13 protein-coding genes are annotated in these 14,460 nt (G+C 65.9%); 9 read left to right on the top strand and 4 right to left on the bottom strand.

All coding sequences use genetic code 11. From position 1 onward, the window contains the following. The first annotated feature begins 24 nt into the window (after positions 1 to 24). From OK352_RS01460 to OK352_RS01450, 3 genes are all read left to right on the top strand, one after another. On the top strand, positions 25 to 1,296 hold the full coding sequence (locus tag OK352_RS01460) for an LCP family protein (protein ID WP_265139611.1): 1,272 nt from the start codon (positions 25 to 27) through the stop codon (positions 1,294 to 1,296). 64 nt (positions 1,297 to 1,360) lie between these two features. Continuing rightward, positions 1,361 to 1,729, top strand: coding sequence for a nuclear transport factor 2 family protein (locus OK352_RS01455; RefSeq protein ID WP_265139610.1), 369 nt, complete (start codon positions 1,361 to 1,363; stop codon positions 1,727 to 1,729). 40 nt (positions 1,730 to 1,769) lie between these two features. Continuing rightward, positions 1,770 to 2,303 (top strand): dihydrofolate reductase family protein, encoded by a 534-nt coding sequence (locus tag OK352_RS01450; RefSeq protein ID WP_265139609.1) that lies wholly within the window; start codon positions 1,770 to 1,772, stop codon positions 2,301 to 2,303. Positions 2,304 to 2,376: 73 nt separating this feature from the next. Here OK352_RS01450 and OK352_RS01445 read toward each other — a convergent pair whose 3' ends face one another. Genes OK352_RS01445 through OK352_RS01435 form a run of 3 tightly spaced genes read right to left on the bottom strand, consistent with a single transcriptional unit; the run spans position 2,377 to position 5,636 of the window. Next, complete coding sequence (locus OK352_RS01445) at positions 2,377 to 3,975, bottom strand: tripartite tricarboxylate transporter permease (protein ID WP_265139608.1); 1,599 nt, start codon at positions 3,973 to 3,975, stop codon at positions 2,377 to 2,379. Next, the gene (locus OK352_RS01440; RefSeq protein WP_265139607.1) at positions 3,968 to 4,612 is read right to left on the bottom strand and encodes a tripartite tricarboxylate transporter TctB family protein; all 645 of its coding nucleotides are present in this window, start codon (positions 4,610 to 4,612) and stop codon (positions 3,968 to 3,970) included. Before OK352_RS01440 ends, OK352_RS01445 begins: the two co-directional genes overlap by 8 nt. Before the next feature lie 4 nt (positions 4,613 to 4,616). Next, entirely contained in the window at positions 4,617 to 5,636 is a 1,020-nt protein-coding gene (locus OK352_RS01435; protein WP_265139606.1) for a Bug family tripartite tricarboxylate transporter substrate binding protein, read from the bottom strand. A 175-nt stretch (positions 5,637 to 5,811) separates the two neighbouring features. On the opposite strand from OK352_RS01435, the gene OK352_RS01430 reads away from it, so the two are divergent. The 4 genes from OK352_RS01430 (at position 5,812) to OK352_RS01415 (ending at position 11,091) form a co-directional block, all read left to right on the top strand. After that, the gene (locus OK352_RS01430; RefSeq protein WP_265139605.1) at positions 5,812 to 7,410 is read left to right on the top strand and encodes an ATP-binding protein; all 1,599 of its coding nucleotides are present in this window, start codon (positions 5,812 to 5,814) and stop codon (positions 7,408 to 7,410) included. Beyond that, complete coding sequence (locus OK352_RS01425) at positions 7,407 to 8,099, top strand: response regulator (RefSeq protein WP_265139604.1); 693 nt, start codon at positions 7,407 to 7,409, stop codon at positions 8,097 to 8,099. Before OK352_RS01430 ends, OK352_RS01425 begins: the two co-directional genes overlap by 4 nt. 121 nt (positions 8,100 to 8,220) lie before the next feature. Next, positions 8,221 to 9,159 carry an MIP/aquaporin family protein gene (locus tag OK352_RS01420; RefSeq protein WP_265139603.1) on the top strand — a complete coding sequence of 313 codons (939 nt, stop codon included), beginning with the start codon at positions 8,221 to 8,223 and terminating at the stop codon, positions 9,157 to 9,159. A gap of 351 nt (positions 9,160 to 9,510) precedes the next feature. After that, positions 9,511 to 11,091 (top strand): AMP-binding protein, encoded by a 1,581-nt coding sequence (locus OK352_RS01415; protein WP_265140248.1) that lies wholly within the window; start codon positions 9,511 to 9,513, stop codon positions 11,089 to 11,091. Between the two features lie 100 nt (positions 11,092 to 11,191). On the opposite strand, the gene OK352_RS01410 is transcribed toward OK352_RS01415, so the two are convergent. Further along, complete coding sequence (locus tag OK352_RS01410) at positions 11,192 to 11,563, bottom strand: GntR family transcriptional regulator (RefSeq protein WP_265139602.1); 372 nt, start codon at positions 11,561 to 11,563, stop codon at positions 11,192 to 11,194. A gap of 120 nt (positions 11,564 to 11,683) precedes the next feature. Between OK352_RS01410 and OK352_RS01405 the strand changes: the two genes are divergently transcribed. Next, positions 11,684 to 13,204 (top strand): FAD-dependent monooxygenase, encoded by a 1,521-nt coding sequence (locus OK352_RS01405; RefSeq protein ID WP_265139601.1) that lies wholly within the window; start codon positions 11,684 to 11,686, stop codon positions 13,202 to 13,204. A 58-nt stretch (positions 13,205 to 13,262) separates the two neighbouring features. After that, positions 13,263 to 14,162, top strand: coding sequence for an NADP-dependent oxidoreductase (locus OK352_RS01400; RefSeq protein ID WP_265139600.1), 900 nt, complete (start codon positions 13,263 to 13,265; stop codon positions 14,160 to 14,162). Positions 14,163 to 14,460 lie beyond the last annotated feature (298 nt).

Genomic DNA, 14,460 nt, shown 5'->3' with positions numbered 1-14,460 from the left:
TGAAAACTGCGGGAGGATGCTGCCATGAGCGAACGACGTGCGGCGAGTGCGCCGGTGCGCCACGGTCGTCAGACGCGCCGCAGCGGTCTCCGGACGGCACTGAAGGTAGGCATCGCAACCGTCACCGTCGTGGCTCTGAGCGTGGTCGGCGTTGCCGCGTGGGGCGTTGCCGATATCTTCGGGCGTCTCGACAAGGGCGGGGTGTCGCTTCCCGGGCATTCGGGCGAACCGCTGCCCGATGTCAACGCCATCGAGGGCGGGTTCAACCTGCTGCTCGTCGGCAGCGACAGCCGTGAAGGTCAGGGTGACGGCTTTGGCGACCCAAAGCTGCTCACCGGCCAGCTCAATGACGTGACGATCCTCGTGCACATCTCCGAAGATCACTCGAACGCCACGGCCATCTCAATCCCGCGCGACACTTTCGTCGATGTTCCCGCGTGTCCGTACCCGCAGGAGAAAGACGGCACAATCCCCGAGGGCGAGCAGGCCCCGGCCGGAATTCAGAAGATCAACACGACGCTCCTGCACGGCGGCCTCGGCTGCACGGCGGCGACGGTCGAGGAGCTTACGGGGCTCACCGTTCATTACGCCGGCGCGATCCAGTTCAACGGGGTCACGGCGATGGCCAACGCGATCGGTGGCGTTGAGGTGTGCCTCAGCGAGCCCATCGTCGACCCCAAGACCAATCTCGACCTGCCTGCTGGCGATGTCACGCTGAAGGGCGAGACGGCACTGCAGTTTCTGCGCACGCGTTATGGCGTCGGTGACGGTTCTGACCTCGGCCGCATCAGCAACCAACAGGTCTACATGTCGGCCCTCATGCGCAAGGTACTCTCGGGTGAGACGCTGTCCAACCCCGTCAAGCTCTACAATCTGGCTCGTGTCGCCGCCGACAACATGACGCTCTCCAACGAGCTGAGCAATCCCAACACGATGGTGTCGATCGCGCTTGCGCTCAAGGGAATGCCGACCGAGAACATCACCTTCGTGAAGTATCCGACGGGGTCTGGGATGCAGAATGGCCAAGAGGGCGAAATACCCATTCAGGATGCTGCGACCACACTGCTTGACGCGGTGAAGGCCGACCGCAGCCTGGCCGTCACGGGAGGCACAGGTGAGTACGGTGCTGTTCCCAAGGACGGCGACTCGACGGAGCCCCCTGCGGATGGTGACGCGTCAACGCCGCCGGACGACGGTGCGACGTCACCGCCAGCGACGGACGGGCCCGTCGAATTGCCCGACAGCGTGAAGGGCCAGACGGCGGCAGACGAGACCTGCTCCAACGGAAACGGCTGATCGACCACGTGCGAAGGCGCGGTTGGGGGTGCTTCGCTCGGGAAACCCGTTTTATCGTGAAGGCATGGGAACTGTCGCACTAGGCATCTGTGCTCGCGTGAAGGATGCTGAGATCGCTCTGCTCTCGCCAGAGACGCGGAGCGACAACGAACGAGTAGATCAGCTGCTGCACGATGACTTTGCCGAGATCGGGCGCTCGGGTCGGCTGTGGACGCGCGACGAGGTTCTCGCCATGCTCGCTGACGAAACGCGCGGTGAATCGCCGCAGACCGCTGAATGGCAGTTCAGAGAGCTTGCGCCACACAACGTGCTCGTGACATACGCCATTGTGCGGGAAGGCGACGTCTACAGCCGGCACTCGTCAATCTGGGATCTCAGCTCAGGCGTGCCGCGTCTGCGATTCCACCAGGGAACCCGGGTAGCCGAACACTGACACTGCCCAGGCGTTGGTCGCTGGGCGTAGCATCAGCGACATGGCTACCCACTACTACACGGCATCGAGCCTTGACGGGTTTATCGCGACTCCCGAGAACTCACTTGACTGGCTGCTGAAACAAGATATCGATCTCGAGGGTCCGATGGCGTACCCCGCGTTCATCGACAGCATGGGCGCCATCGCCATGGGCGCGACGACGTACGAGTCGATTCACGCTGAAGAAGACGGCGACGGATGGCCCTACACGCGGCCGACGTGGGTCTTCACACACCGGGCTCTTCCAGTGACAGAGGGTGCCGATGTGCGCTTTGTTCAGGGCGATGTTCGTCCCGTGCACGCCGAGATGACGGCTGCCGTGCCGGGTAAAGACCTCTGGGTCATGGGCGGAGGCGAGCTCGCCGGGCAATTCGCCGATGCGGGTCTTCTAGACGAGGTCTGGGTGCAGTATGCGCCTGTCACACTTGGCGCGGGCGCTCCGCTTCTGCCTCGAGCCCTCGACCTCGAGATCATCGATGTCGTGCGCAATCGTGCATTCACATGCGGTCGGTATCGCGTGCGCGGGGCTCTCTAATCGCGGATGCAGAAAAGGGCGGATGCCGCTGACGCAGCATCCGCCCAATGTGTCCTGACTCACTCGAGCCTGGTCACTCCTCCTGGGGGCCGGAACGGTGTGACCCCTCGGTGACCTGCGCGTCAACCGAGATTGCCTCGCGCTCCCTGGTCGCCAGGTCTTCGGCCGCGAGACGAGCCTCGAGCTTTGACTGGCGATGACGCAGCCACAGGCCCGCGATCATCACGAGGAGCAGGAACGCGTACGCGCCAATCGCGAACGGGCTCGTCACGAGATATGTCGGATCGCCCTGGCTGATCATGAGCGACTTGCGCAGCTGCTCCTCGGCCATCGGCCCCAGGATCATGCCGATCACGAGCGGCGCGACGGGGTACCCGTACCGGCGCATGAAGAAACCGGCGACGCCGAGCACCAGCAGAATGATGACCTCGCGGTAGTTGAACTTGTTCGCGTACGCGCCGAATGCGGCGAACACCAGGATGCCCGCATAGAGGTAGTGCCGCGGGATCTGCAGCAGCTTCACCCACATGCCCACGAGCGGCAGGTTCAGCACGACGAGCACAAGGTTGCCGATGTACAGGCTCGCGATGAGAGCCCAGACGAGCGCCGGCTGGCTGTCGAACAGCAGGGGGCCGGGCCGGATGCCGTACGTCTGCAGTGCCGAGATCATGATCGCCGCGGTCGCCGTCGTGGGCAGACCGAGCGTGAGAAGTGGAACGAGCACACCGGCTGCTGCCGCATTGTTCGCGGCTTCCGGGCCGGCGACTCCCTCGATCGCGCCCTTACCGAATTGGTCCTTGCGCTTTGAGAGTTTGCGTTCCGCCGCGTACGAGAGGAATGTCGCGACGTCGGCGCCACCCGCGGGCACGGTGCCGATCGGGAACCCGATGGCCGAGCCGCGCAGCCACGGCTTCCACGACCGTTTCCAGTCGTCGCGCGACATCCACGTACGCCAGCCGGAGGTCACCGGAACGATCGAGATCGGCCCGCGGCGCAGTCGTGATGCGACGTACAGCGTCTCGCCGACGGCGAAGAGCGCGACGGCGACGATGACGACGGAGACGCCGTCCGCCAGAACCGGTGTGCCAAACGTGAAGCGCTGCTGCCCGCTCGTGACGTCGGTGCCGACGAGGCCGAGAAGCAGGCCGCCCATGAGTGAGATGATGCCGCGCAAGGGCGACGAGCCCAGCAGGGCGCCAACCGTGACGAAGGCGACGATCATGAGCGCGAAGTAGTCGTTCGGTCGCAGTGAGACGGCCCAATCGGCGAGGTACGGTGCCACGAACGTGAGGGCGATCGTCGCAAGGGTGCCCGCGATGAACGAGCCGATGGCGGCCGTCGCCAGCGCCGCGGCACCGCGCCCGAGCTTCGCCATCTTATGGCCCTCGAGCGCTGTAACGATCGACGCGGATTCGCCGGGGGTGTTAAGCAGGATCGACGTGGTCGACCCGCCATACATGCCGCCGTAATAGATGCCGGCGAACGCGATCATCGCCGCCGTGGGATCGAGCGTGTAGGTGAGGGGGAGCAGCAGCGCAACGGTCATCGCCGGGCCGATGCCGGGGAGGACGCCGACTGCCGTTCCGACGAGAACGCCGAGCAGGGCGTACAGCAGGTACTGGGGCTGAAGTGCGGTGGCGAAGCCGTTCAGCAGAAGGTCGATGCTATCCATTGAAGATCGGTATCCAATTCAGAAGCGGACCGGCCGGGAGCGAAAGTCCGAGGCCCACGCCGAACGCGAGCTCGATCACGAGGCCCATCGCGAGGCCGGCGACAGCAGCCCGCCAGAGCGACGTCGCTCCGAGCGCCCAAGCGGCGCCGAAGAAGAGCAGTGCAGCGGCGAACGGCCAGCCGATGTATTCGATGAGGAACGCGTGGGCGAGAAAGAACACGACGAGTTTTGCGACGGTGAGCCAGTCGGTGCCCATGGTGGCGTCAGCATCCTCGCTGTCTTCTGCCTCCCCGCGCGCTCCGAAAAACACGGCGATGAGCGTCGCCAGCCCGACGACCGACAGCACGCCGCCGACGATGTACGGAAAGACCTGGGGGCCGACCGTGTTCGCCGTCGGGGGCACGTGAATTTGGCTTGCGACGACGAGGGCCAAGATGCCGATGGCCACGCACAGCACGGCGAAGACGATCTCGCCGACGAAGTTGCCGGGGCGGGATGCCGTCGCGGCAGACTCCGCCTCGTTCGCTGACGCGGTGCCATCTGTCGTGTCGCTCGTGACGGAGGTGCCGTCCGTGACACGTGGGTCGGGGAGGGGCTCCCGCTCAGAAGCGGGAGCCCCGTCACGCTGCGTGGGCATGATGCTAGATCAATCCGATGTTGGTGAGGGTCTCGGTGACGGACGTGATGTCTGAGGCGATGAAGTCGTCGAACTCATCTCCCGCCATGAAGGCATCGGCCCAGCCCTTCTTCTTGAGCTCGTCCTTCCACACGTCCGTCTCGTACATCTCGGTGACGATGTCGATCAGGGCCTGGCGCTCATCGTCAGAGATGTCGCCGGGAGCGAGGACCCCGCGCCAGTTGGTGAGCTCGACGTCATACCCGGCCTCGGTGATGGTCGGGGTGTCGGGCAGCAGCTCCGAGCGCTCGGGCGATGACACGGCGAGGGCCCGCAGGCTCCCCGACTCGATGTGCTCAGAGAACTCGGCAACACCCGAGATGCCAGCCGAGACGTTGTTTCCAAGCAGCATCGTCACGGCTTCGCCCCCGCCGGAGTTCGCGATGTAGTTCAGCGTTGAGTTGGTGTCCTCGGGTGCGACTCCGGCTGCTGCGAGCAGCTGTCCCGCCAGAATATGGTCGGCACCACCGGCAGACCCGCCCGTGATGGTCACATCCTTCTTGTTCTTCACCACGTCTTCGACGAGGTCCTCGAGTGTCTTGTACTTCGAGTCGGCGGGAACCACGACGACGAGCGCTTCTTCTGTGAGCTTGGCGATCGGCGTGGTGTCTTCGATGCGCGTCGGTGACTCGTTCGTCTCGACAGCGCCCACCATGACGAGTCCCGTCACGAACAGCGTGTACGGGTTCTTCTCCGTCGCGAGCGAGGCGAGACCGACGGTGCCTCCGGCCCCGCCGATGTTGGTGACGGGAGCGTCATTCACGATCTTCTCGCTCGTCAGCACTTGCTGCATGGTGCGGCCGGTCTGATCCCAGCCGCCGCCCGGGTCAGCGGGCACGATGATGTCGACGCTCGACGGACCGTCTGCCGCGTCTCCTCCGCCCCCGCCGGCCTCGGCGGAGCAGCCCGTGAGGGCGAGTGCGGCTGCGGCGGTGATCGCTGTGGCGCCGATTCCCCATCGGCGTCGATTTCGGCTGTGTGCCATGGGAATGTGATCCTCCTCATTGAGTGATGGCCCCTCTTCGGTGCGGGAGGGGTTGCAGCGACAATAGGGGGAGGAGGCGAGTGGCCGGAAGCATCCGGTCATTGAGTGCATTGTGGTCATAGTGGTCACGGATGCTGGTGCCCAGCTGTCTCCCGTCGATGGCACAATTGCTGGCATGACTCGGCCAATGTCGCTTCGAGTGCAGCTGCTTGTGCTGCAAGTGTCGATCGTGCTCGTCACCGTCGTCACCGCCGGCATCGCATCGTCCTGGTTTCAAGAGAATGAGCTCCGCGAGGCGTACAAGAACCGCATGGTGCACGTGGCCGAGTCGATCGCGCAGATGCCGGCGATCCTCGACGCCTACGAGACAGACGACCCGGCCGCGACGATCCAGCCGATCGCCGAAGTGATTCGGCAGGCATCGAACGTCACCTACGTCGTCGTGACGGATGCCCACGGCATCCGGTATTCGCACCCCAACGAAGACCGCATCGGCAAGCGTGTGTCAACGGATCCCTCCGTTCCGCTCTCGGGAGAGATGTACGTGGGCACGCAGACGGGGACGCTCGGGGAATCGTGGCGGGTCAAGGTGCCGGTCTTCGATGGAGATGAGGTCATCGGCACGGTGTCTGTCGGCATGCTCGAGTCGATGCTTGATGAGGCGCTCGTCGCCGACACTCTGCAGCTCGTCATCGTGCTGGCGATCGCGGCGAGTCTTGGGGTGCTGGGCGCTGCGTGGGCCACGCGGGTGATTCGCCGGCGCATCTACTCGCTCGAACCCGACGAGATTGCCGCACTGCTCGAGACGCGAGACGCGATGCTGCATGGCATTCGCGAGGGCATCGTCGCCGTCGACGACGAGCAGCGCATCGCCTTGATCAACGACGAGGCGAGACGCCTTCTCGATCTTGACGACGAGCACTACGTCGGGCGCCCGGCCCGTGACGTCCTCGAGTCGGCCGTTCTCGACCTCGTTGGAGAGGAGGATGCTGATGAGCGTTTGATCCTCGCCGGTCACCGCGTGCTGATCGCACACAGCGACCGCGTCACCGTACCGAGCGGCCCGACGGCAAGCGTGCTGATCCTGCGTGACCACACGCATCTGCACGAGATGCTGCGCGAGCTCGAAGGCGTGCAGAGTCTCGCTGAGGGTCTCCGCGCGCAAGCACATGAGTTCTCGAACCAGCTGCACGTGATCTCCGGTCTCATCGAGCTGGGGCACGCAGACGAAGCCGTCGCGCTCATCGAACGGACCAACGGAGGGGGAGCTCTCAACGGCGACAGCGCCCACCCCGGAATCGCGGACATCGAAGTGAGCGCACTGCTCATCTCACTCGACGCGCGTGCCCGTGAACGAGCCATCGCTCTGCACATTGACCCCGAGAGCGCATTGAGTGATCTCTCGGGTGAGCCCGACGCCCGTGATGATGTGCTGACGGTGGTGGGCAACCTCATCGAGAACGCCCTGGACGCGTGCGAGCTGGGCGGGTCGGTGACCGTCAGCATCCGTGACGATGACGGCTGCATCGTGACGGTGAGCGACGACGGCCCCGGCATTCCCGACCGATTGGCGCAGCGAATCTTCGAGACGGGGGTGTCGACGAAGACCTCGGCGAACGGACGCCGCGGGATCGGCCTCGCGCTCGTGCGGCGCATCGCCAGGCGGCATGGCGGAGACGTCACGCTCGTCACCGAAGAGGGGGCGGGGTCGACGTTCACCGCCGTGCTTCTCAATGTCGCCGCGCGAGCACCGATCGGCGGTGGGGCGTCGTGACGCCGTTCGCCGTTCTCGTCGTCGATGATGATTTCGCCGTCGCGGCCATCCACGAGCGATTCATCGAGGCGCTCGACGCCTTCACCGTTGTCGGCCGTGCGCATTCGGGCGAGCAGGCTCTGCGTCGGGCGCGCGTGCTGCAGCCGGACCTCATCATCCTCGATCTGTACCTGCCGGACATCGGCGGGTTGGACGTGCTGGCCACGCTGCGCGCGGACGCTGACACGCGAGACATCGACGTCATTGCCGTGACGGCGGCGCGTGATCTCGACAGCGTTCGCCGGGCGAAACTCGGCGGCGCATTCCGGTACCTGGTGAAGCCGTTCAGTGCCGGGATGCTGCGCGAGGCGCTCGCCGAGTTCGCACGCACCAGGCGGCAGCTCGACACGCAGCCGGGCGCGGCCATCGACCAATCGGCGATCGACGCGATCATGCATGGCGGCCGCGTCAATATGCCGCAGGCGGCGCTGCCCAAGGGGATCGGCAGGGCGACGCTCGACCGCGTGGCGCAGGCACTCACGGAGCAGGAGGAATCAGCATCCGCGGCCGAGATCGCCGAACTGACGGGTCTTTCACGCGTGAGCGCACGGCGCTACCTCGAGTACCTCACGGAGATCGGGCGCGCGAGCGTCGCCCCGCGCTACGGGCAGGCCGGGCGGCCCGAACTGCGGTATTCGGCTGAGCGCTGACCGGGCGAATAAAACTGTTGCACGGCGTGTTGGCCGAGCGTACTGTGCAGAAAGAGAGCCCCGTTTCGAAACGAGACCCTCGGACGTAGAGACATCGATGTCGATACCCAGGAGGCTCATCATGAGTGACATCACGCCCTTGCGCGGTGCGTTGCGGCACGGCAGCGGACTGAAACGGCTGAACGGCACGTGGGGGGAGGTGCTCGCGGAGTTTCTCGGCACGTTCGTACTGATCGCGTTCGGCGATGGAGTTGTGGCGATGGCGGTCGCTGGACTGCCCGGTTCGGGTCGAACGGAAGATCCGACGAGCTTCTTCCTCGGAGCAGGCGACTGGCTGCTCATCGGGTGGGGATGGGCGTTCGCCGTGGCGTTCGGTGTCTATGTGGCCGGCGGCGTCAGCGGTGCGCACATCAACCCCGCGGTGACGCTCGCCTTCGCCGTCAGACGGCGATTCCCCTGGAAGAAGGTTGTGCCGTACATCGTCGCCCAGGTGGTGGGCGCATTCGTCGGTGCCGCGCTCGTGTACCTGCTGTACTTCGACGCGATCAACGCGTTCAACGAGGCCATGGGGGTCGCACGCACCGATCCGGACGGCAACATCTCGTTCTCGATCTTCGCGACGTTCCCCGCGCCGTACTTCGACGGCAACATGTGGATTCCGCTCGCCGACCAGATCGTCGGCACCGCCTTCCTCGTGATGTTCGTGGCGGCCATCATCGACATGCGCAACGCCGCCGTGAAGGCCGGCCTCGGGCCGCTGCTGATCGGCCTCGCGGTTGCCGCGATCGGCATATCCTTCGGCGCCAACGCCGGATACGCGATCAACCCGGCGCGTGACTTCGGACCGCGGCTGTTCGCGTGGATGGCAGGGTGGGGTGACGTGGCGCTCCCCGGCACCGTCGAAGGCTCGTTCAGCGCCTACTTCTGGGTTCCGATCGTGGGGCCGCTGATCGGCGGTGTCATCGGCGTGATCGTCTACGACCTGTTCATCGGCGACGTTCTGCACTCGCGGGAACTTCTGAACCGCGCTGAGGAGCCCCCAGGGCGCACGCGCGACTGACGAGGGACGTATCGCGTGAGGGTTGCCGTTTCCGGGCTCGCGCCCTCGCGGTTCCCCTGTGCGCTACATAATCGGATCTGCGCCACAGTTTTTTCTGGAGCGCAGATCCAATTATGTAGCGCAGGCCGGGTGAACGCTCGGGCAAGAACGGGGGAGTGCGTGAGGGCAATTGTCTGAGGGGGATGCGCCCGAGGGAGACTCCTGAAGGCAAATGCTGAGCGGGACACGCTTGAGGAGGTAGGCGGGCCCCTCGGAGCGCACATGGTGGAGACCGCGGCCCGGAGTGGCAAGATGGACGGCAACCCTCTCCGGCGTGCCGGAGCACTCACGACGATTCAAAGGAGAACTCTCGTGTTCCACAGCCCGTTCCCCGACGTGGAGATTCCCAACCTCAGCGTCTATGACTACCTGTTCGACGACCTGAGCGACGCCGATGCCACCCGCATCGCCCTGATCGACCCGTCGAACGGGGCCGAAACCACCTACGGTGCGCTCAAGGCCCAGATCGATGCGTTCGCCGGCGCGCTCGCCGCGCGCGACGTCGGCAGCGACACTGTCGTGGGGCTTCTGTGCCCGAACGTCCCGGCCTTCGCCACGGTATTCCACGGCATCCTGAGGCTTGGTGCAGCCGTGACGACGTTCAACTCCATGTACACCTCGGCCGAGATTCAGAAGCAGATCGAGGATGCTGGTGCCACCTGGATCGTCACGGTCAGCCCGCTGCTCCCGCACGCCGCAGAGGCCGCTGAGGCCTGCAGCATCCCGGACGACCACGTGATCGTGCTGGACGGTACCGAGGGGCATCCGAACCTGCGCGAGCTGCTGAGCGAGAAGCGCACGCCGCCCGAGGTGACAATCGACCCGGCCACGCACCTCGCCGTGCTGCCGTATTCGTCGGGAACGACGGGGACGCCGAAGGGCGTGGAGCTCAGCCACCGCAACCTGGTCGCCAACGTCGAGCAGTCGCGCGTGAACATCGACCTGCGCGACACCGACCGCGTACTCGCGGTGCTGCCGTTCTTCCACATCTACGGCATGACGGTGCTGCTCAACCTCGCCCTGCGCCAACGCGCGAGCCTCGTGACGATGCCCCGGTTCGACCTCGTCGAGTTCTTGACCAACATCCAGAACCACGGGTGCACATATCTCTACATTGCGCCGCCGATCGCTGTCGCGCTGGCGAAGCATCCGGTCGTCGACGACTACGACATCTCGACGGTGCACTCGGTGTTCTCGGGTGCTGCCCCGCTCGACGGTGCGACAGCAGAGCGGGCGGGCGAGCGCATCCATGCCCGGGTGATGCAGGGCTACGGGCTGACTGAAACCAGCCCCGTGACGCATGCGGTGCCATATATGCGCGACGACATTCCGCTGAGCTCGGTCGGTGTGCTGCTGCCGAATACGGAGTGCAAACTCGTTGACCCCGAAAGCGGGGCCGAGATCACGGAGTTCGGTGACGATGGCGTGACGGCCGCGGGCGAGCTGTGGATCAAAGGGCCGCAGGTGATGATGGGCTACCTGAACCGCGCGGACGCCACGGCCGAAGCGATTGACGAAGACGGCTTCTTCCACACCGGCGACGTCGCCACGTGCCACGAGGACGGTTGGTTCACCATCGTGGATCGCGTGAAGGAGCTCATCAAATATCACGGCTACCAGGTGCCGCCCGCCGAGCTCGAGGCGCTGCTGCTCGGGCATCCGGGCATCGCGGACGTCGCCGTGATCGGCGTGCACGACGACGAGGGGCAGGAGATCCCCAAGGCGTTCGTCGTGGCGGCGGCCGAGGGCGAGGTGACGGCGGACGACGTGATGTCATACGTCGCCGAGCGGGTGGCGCCGTACAAGAAGATTCGCAGCGTCGAGTTTGTCGAGGCGATTCCGAAGTCGAGTTCGGGGAAGATCCTGCGTAAAGATCTGCGAGCGCGCGAGTAGGCGGCGTCGCCGGGCTTTGCGAGTGGGCAACCGGGGGCGGCGGAACCGCACATGGGTTACCGAGTACGGCGGGACCACGTTCTTTGCCCGAGAGCCCCGATCAATCGCGGATGCCGAGGGCCGCACGCGCGTAGTCGAGTGCGGCCCTCGGCTCGATCTTGAGCTCGCGGGCCAGCGCCGCATACTCGCTCGCGGCGCGCTGCAGACGCTGCTGGGTCGCGTCGCCCTGAGCTGAGACGAAGGAGCCGCTGCGCCCCCGGGTCTCGATGAGACCGTCGGCTTCGAGTGCCCGGTACGCCTTCGCCACGGTGTTCGCGGCGAGGCCGAGATCGGTGGCGAGCCCGCGCACGGTCGGCAGTTTGTCGCCCGCGACGACGCTGCCGCTGCGGACAGCATCGATCAGCTGAACGCGGAGCTGCTCAAATGGGGGCTCCGCTGCATCCGCATCGATCGCGTGGAATGGCTCGTTCACACAGGCTCCCGTCATCGCTGTGACCAGTGTGACAAGAGAGCTCGCCGGCCGCAACACGACCGCAGGGCGCCAGACGAGACACCGGATGCTGCCCACAGCACGAGCGCGTACGGTAGAGCCATGGACACCGACGTTGTGGTGGTGGGAGCCGGCCCGACCGGTCTCATGCTCGCGGCATGGCTGGCCCGACTCGATGTCGACGCCGTGATCGTGGACAGCAAGCACGAGCCCACGCGAGAATCGCGCGCGGTCGGGCTGCAGGCGCGCTCGATCGAGATCTACGATCAGCTCGGCGTTGCCGACAGGGTGATGGCGGAAGCACGTACGGCGCCGGCCGCACGCCCGGGGTACGGGCACAGCATGCTCCACCCCGTCGAGTTCGGGTCGATCGGTCTGGGCCAGACGGCGTTTCCGCAGCTGTACATCCTCGAGCAGAGTCGCAATGAGCGCATCCTCGTCGACGCGCTGAACGCCAGCGGGCGAGACGTCGAGTGGGGAACCACTGTCACCGGGATCGACGTGATCGACGGGGGAGTTGCGGTGCGCGTCTCGGACGACGCCGGTGCTGAGCGCACGATCACCGCACGCTATCTCGTGGGTGCCGATGGCGCGTCTTCAGCCGTGCGAGAGGCGCGCGGGATCGCCTTCGAGGGCACAACGAACGACGAAATCTTCTGCGTCATCGACGCGATCGGCGTCCGCGGACTCGACAACGACGCCATCAACATCCGTCCCGCAGACAGAGACCTGCTGCTGACCTTCCCCATGGAGGGCGAGCGCCACGCCCGCGTGATCACGCTCGTCTCAGAGGGCGACGACGATGACCCGGATGCTCTCGAGGCGGCGATCCGCGATCGGATCAGCGCGGCGTTCGGCGTCTCGTGGGACTCGCACACCTGGTTCGCCACCTATCGGGTGCATCACCGTGTCGCCGAGCGGTTCCGTGACGGCCCCGTCTTCCTCGCTGGTGACGCCGCCCACGTGCACTCTCCCGTGGGTGCCCAGGGCATGAACACGGGCCTGCAAGACGCCCACAACCTCGCATTCGCGTTCGCCGACGTGGTGAAGCGCGGCGCTGATGACAGCATCCTCGATCGCTATGAATCAGAGCGGATGCCGGTGGCACACCACCTGATCGACACGACGGATCAACTGTTCAGCTTCGTGACCTCGCGCGACCTCGGGCCGCGGCTCATCCGGCGCATCGGCCCGCGTGTGCTGGGGCCAGCCGTCACCCGCGTCGTGCCGCACACATGGGTGGGAAACCGCGGTTTCGGCTACCTCGCCCAGCTTCGCGTGAGATATCGCATGCCCGGAAGCGAGCGCGCGGATGGCACGCGTGATCCGGTGATCGGGCGGCGCCTTCCGTGGACGGGACGCAACTTCGCCGCCCTGCGATCGCTGACCTGGCAGGTGCACGAGTACGGCAGCGTCAATCCGGGCGTAGTGCGTGAGATCGAACGTTCCCTCGGGTGCGACGTGCACGTGTTCAGTGCCGCACCGGGGACGCCGCTCGTGGCCGGCGAGTTCTACCTCGTCCGCCCGGACGGTTATGTGGCGGCGCGTGCGCACGCATCGGATGCTGTGCAGATTTTCGGCCAGGCGTTACCTGGCGCCCGTACCCTCGAAGCAGAGGCGTGAGATCTTCGGGAAGCAGAGGTCTCTCGAGAGTCTGTCTACTGTCTAGGGGAGGCACGTGATGCTGGCAGTGAGTTACGACGAGTTCGGCGACAGTTCCGTGATGCGAGTCGGTCAGCGGGATGAGCCGCACGCACGCGAGGGCCGCGTGCGGATTCGCGTGCGGGCCGCCGGTGTCAACCGCGCCGACGTCAAGAAGCGCAACGGTCAGATGGGCGACGCGACGTTCCCCGTCACTCCCGGGTTCGACGCCGCAGGAATCGTCGATGAGGTCGGCGAGGGCGTCGACCATGTCGCTGTCGGCGATGAAGTGCTCGGTTGGGGCTTCCGCACGCACGCCGAGTTCGCTGTGCTGAAGCACGTGGTGCAGAAGCCGCCGGCGCTCGGCTGGACGAACGCGGCGGCGCTGCCGCTCGTCACCGAGACTGCTGAGCGGGCACTGCGTCTCCTGACCGTGCGCGAGGGACAGACGCTCGTGATTGAGGGCGCTTCCGGAGGAGCCGGTGCGGCGGCTGTGCAGTTGGCGCGGGCGCGTGGGGCACGAGTGATTGGCACAGCATCCGAGCGCAATCATGAGTACCTGACGTCGCTGGGTGCCGAGCCCGTCGCGTACGGTCCGGGGATCGCCGACCGCGTGCACGCGCTGACGGAGCACGTGGACGCCGTGCTCGACACGGCCGGCTCCGGGTCGCTTCCGGAGCTGATCACACTCGTGTCGGATGCTGCACAGGTCGTGTCGATCGCGGATTTCGACGCCCCGCAGCTGGGTGCCCGCGCGACTGGCGGGGGAGCCGATGGCGCGTGGGACATCCTCGCCGAGGTGCCGAGGCTCATCGCCGCGCACGGGTATGACGCGCGCGTCGACACCGTGTTTCCGCTCGTGGATGCTGCTGCGGCATTCGACCGCGTCGAGACTGGGCGCCCACAGGGCAAAGTCGTGCTCGACGTCTCGCTCTCGTAGTCGGTGCGTTCACGCGGCCGCCATGCAGAGGTCTGCGCTCACGTGGGCTGCCATTCACCGGGGTCTGCACTCATGGGCACGTCGGGGTGGCCCACGATTCGGGCCGTCCGGATGTGCAAGGATTCGGAGTTGCCCTGCAGGATGCGGCGTGTCGGCGACCGACACGTCGAGCGGAACGCAGCTTCTCCGAATGCGTGAACTTTCGACCTCCGCGCCAGCGTGACGTGCCGGCGGCTCCGATGATGCGGCGCCGATCGCGCCCACGTCTCGCAACCAGTGGTTCACCGACGCGACACCT

Source organism: Microbacterium sp. MPKO10, from assembly GCF_026107415.2.
Classification (GTDB): domain Bacteria; phylum Actinomycetota; class Actinomycetes; order Actinomycetales; family Microbacteriaceae; genus Paramicrobacterium.
The sequence above is the reverse complement of the archived record's forward strand: the minus strand, read 5'-3'. Positions and strand labels throughout refer to the sequence as shown.

What these genes read in the sequence shown, in the direction of transcription:
- OK352_RS01460 (WP_265139611.1), top strand. Translation starts at nt 25, where the DNA reads ATGAGCGAACGACGTGCGGCGAGTGCGCCGGTGCGCCACGGTCGTCAG.
- OK352_RS01405 (WP_265139601.1), top strand. Translation starts at nt 11,684, where the DNA reads ATGGACACCGACGTTGTGGTGGTGGGAGCCGGCCCGACCGGTCTCATG.
- OK352_RS01435 (WP_265139606.1), bottom strand. Translation starts at nt 5,636, where the DNA reads ATGGCACACAGCCGAAATCGACGCCGATGGGGAATCGGCGCCACAGCG.
- OK352_RS01440 (WP_265139607.1), bottom strand. Translation starts at nt 4,612, where the DNA reads ATGCCCACGCAGCGTGACGGGGCTCCCGCTTCTGAGCGGGAGCCCCTC.
- OK352_RS01420 (WP_265139603.1), top strand. Translation starts at nt 8,221, where the DNA reads ATGAGTGACATCACGCCCTTGCGCGGTGCGTTGCGGCACGGCAGCGGA.
- OK352_RS01455 (WP_265139610.1), top strand. Translation starts at nt 1,361, where the DNA reads ATGGGAACTGTCGCACTAGGCATCTGTGCTCGCGTGAAGGATGCTGAG.
- OK352_RS01450 (WP_265139609.1), top strand. Translation starts at nt 1,770, where the DNA reads ATGGCTACCCACTACTACACGGCATCGAGCCTTGACGGGTTTATCGCG.
- OK352_RS01430 (WP_265139605.1), top strand. Translation starts at nt 5,812, where the DNA reads ATGACTCGGCCAATGTCGCTTCGAGTGCAGCTGCTTGTGCTGCAAGTG.
- OK352_RS01400 (WP_265139600.1), top strand. Translation starts at nt 13,263, where the DNA reads ATGCTGGCAGTGAGTTACGACGAGTTCGGCGACAGTTCCGTGATGCGA.
- OK352_RS01445 (WP_265139608.1), bottom strand. Translation starts at nt 3,975, where the DNA reads ATGGATAGCATCGACCTTCTGCTGAACGGCTTCGCCACCGCACTTCAG.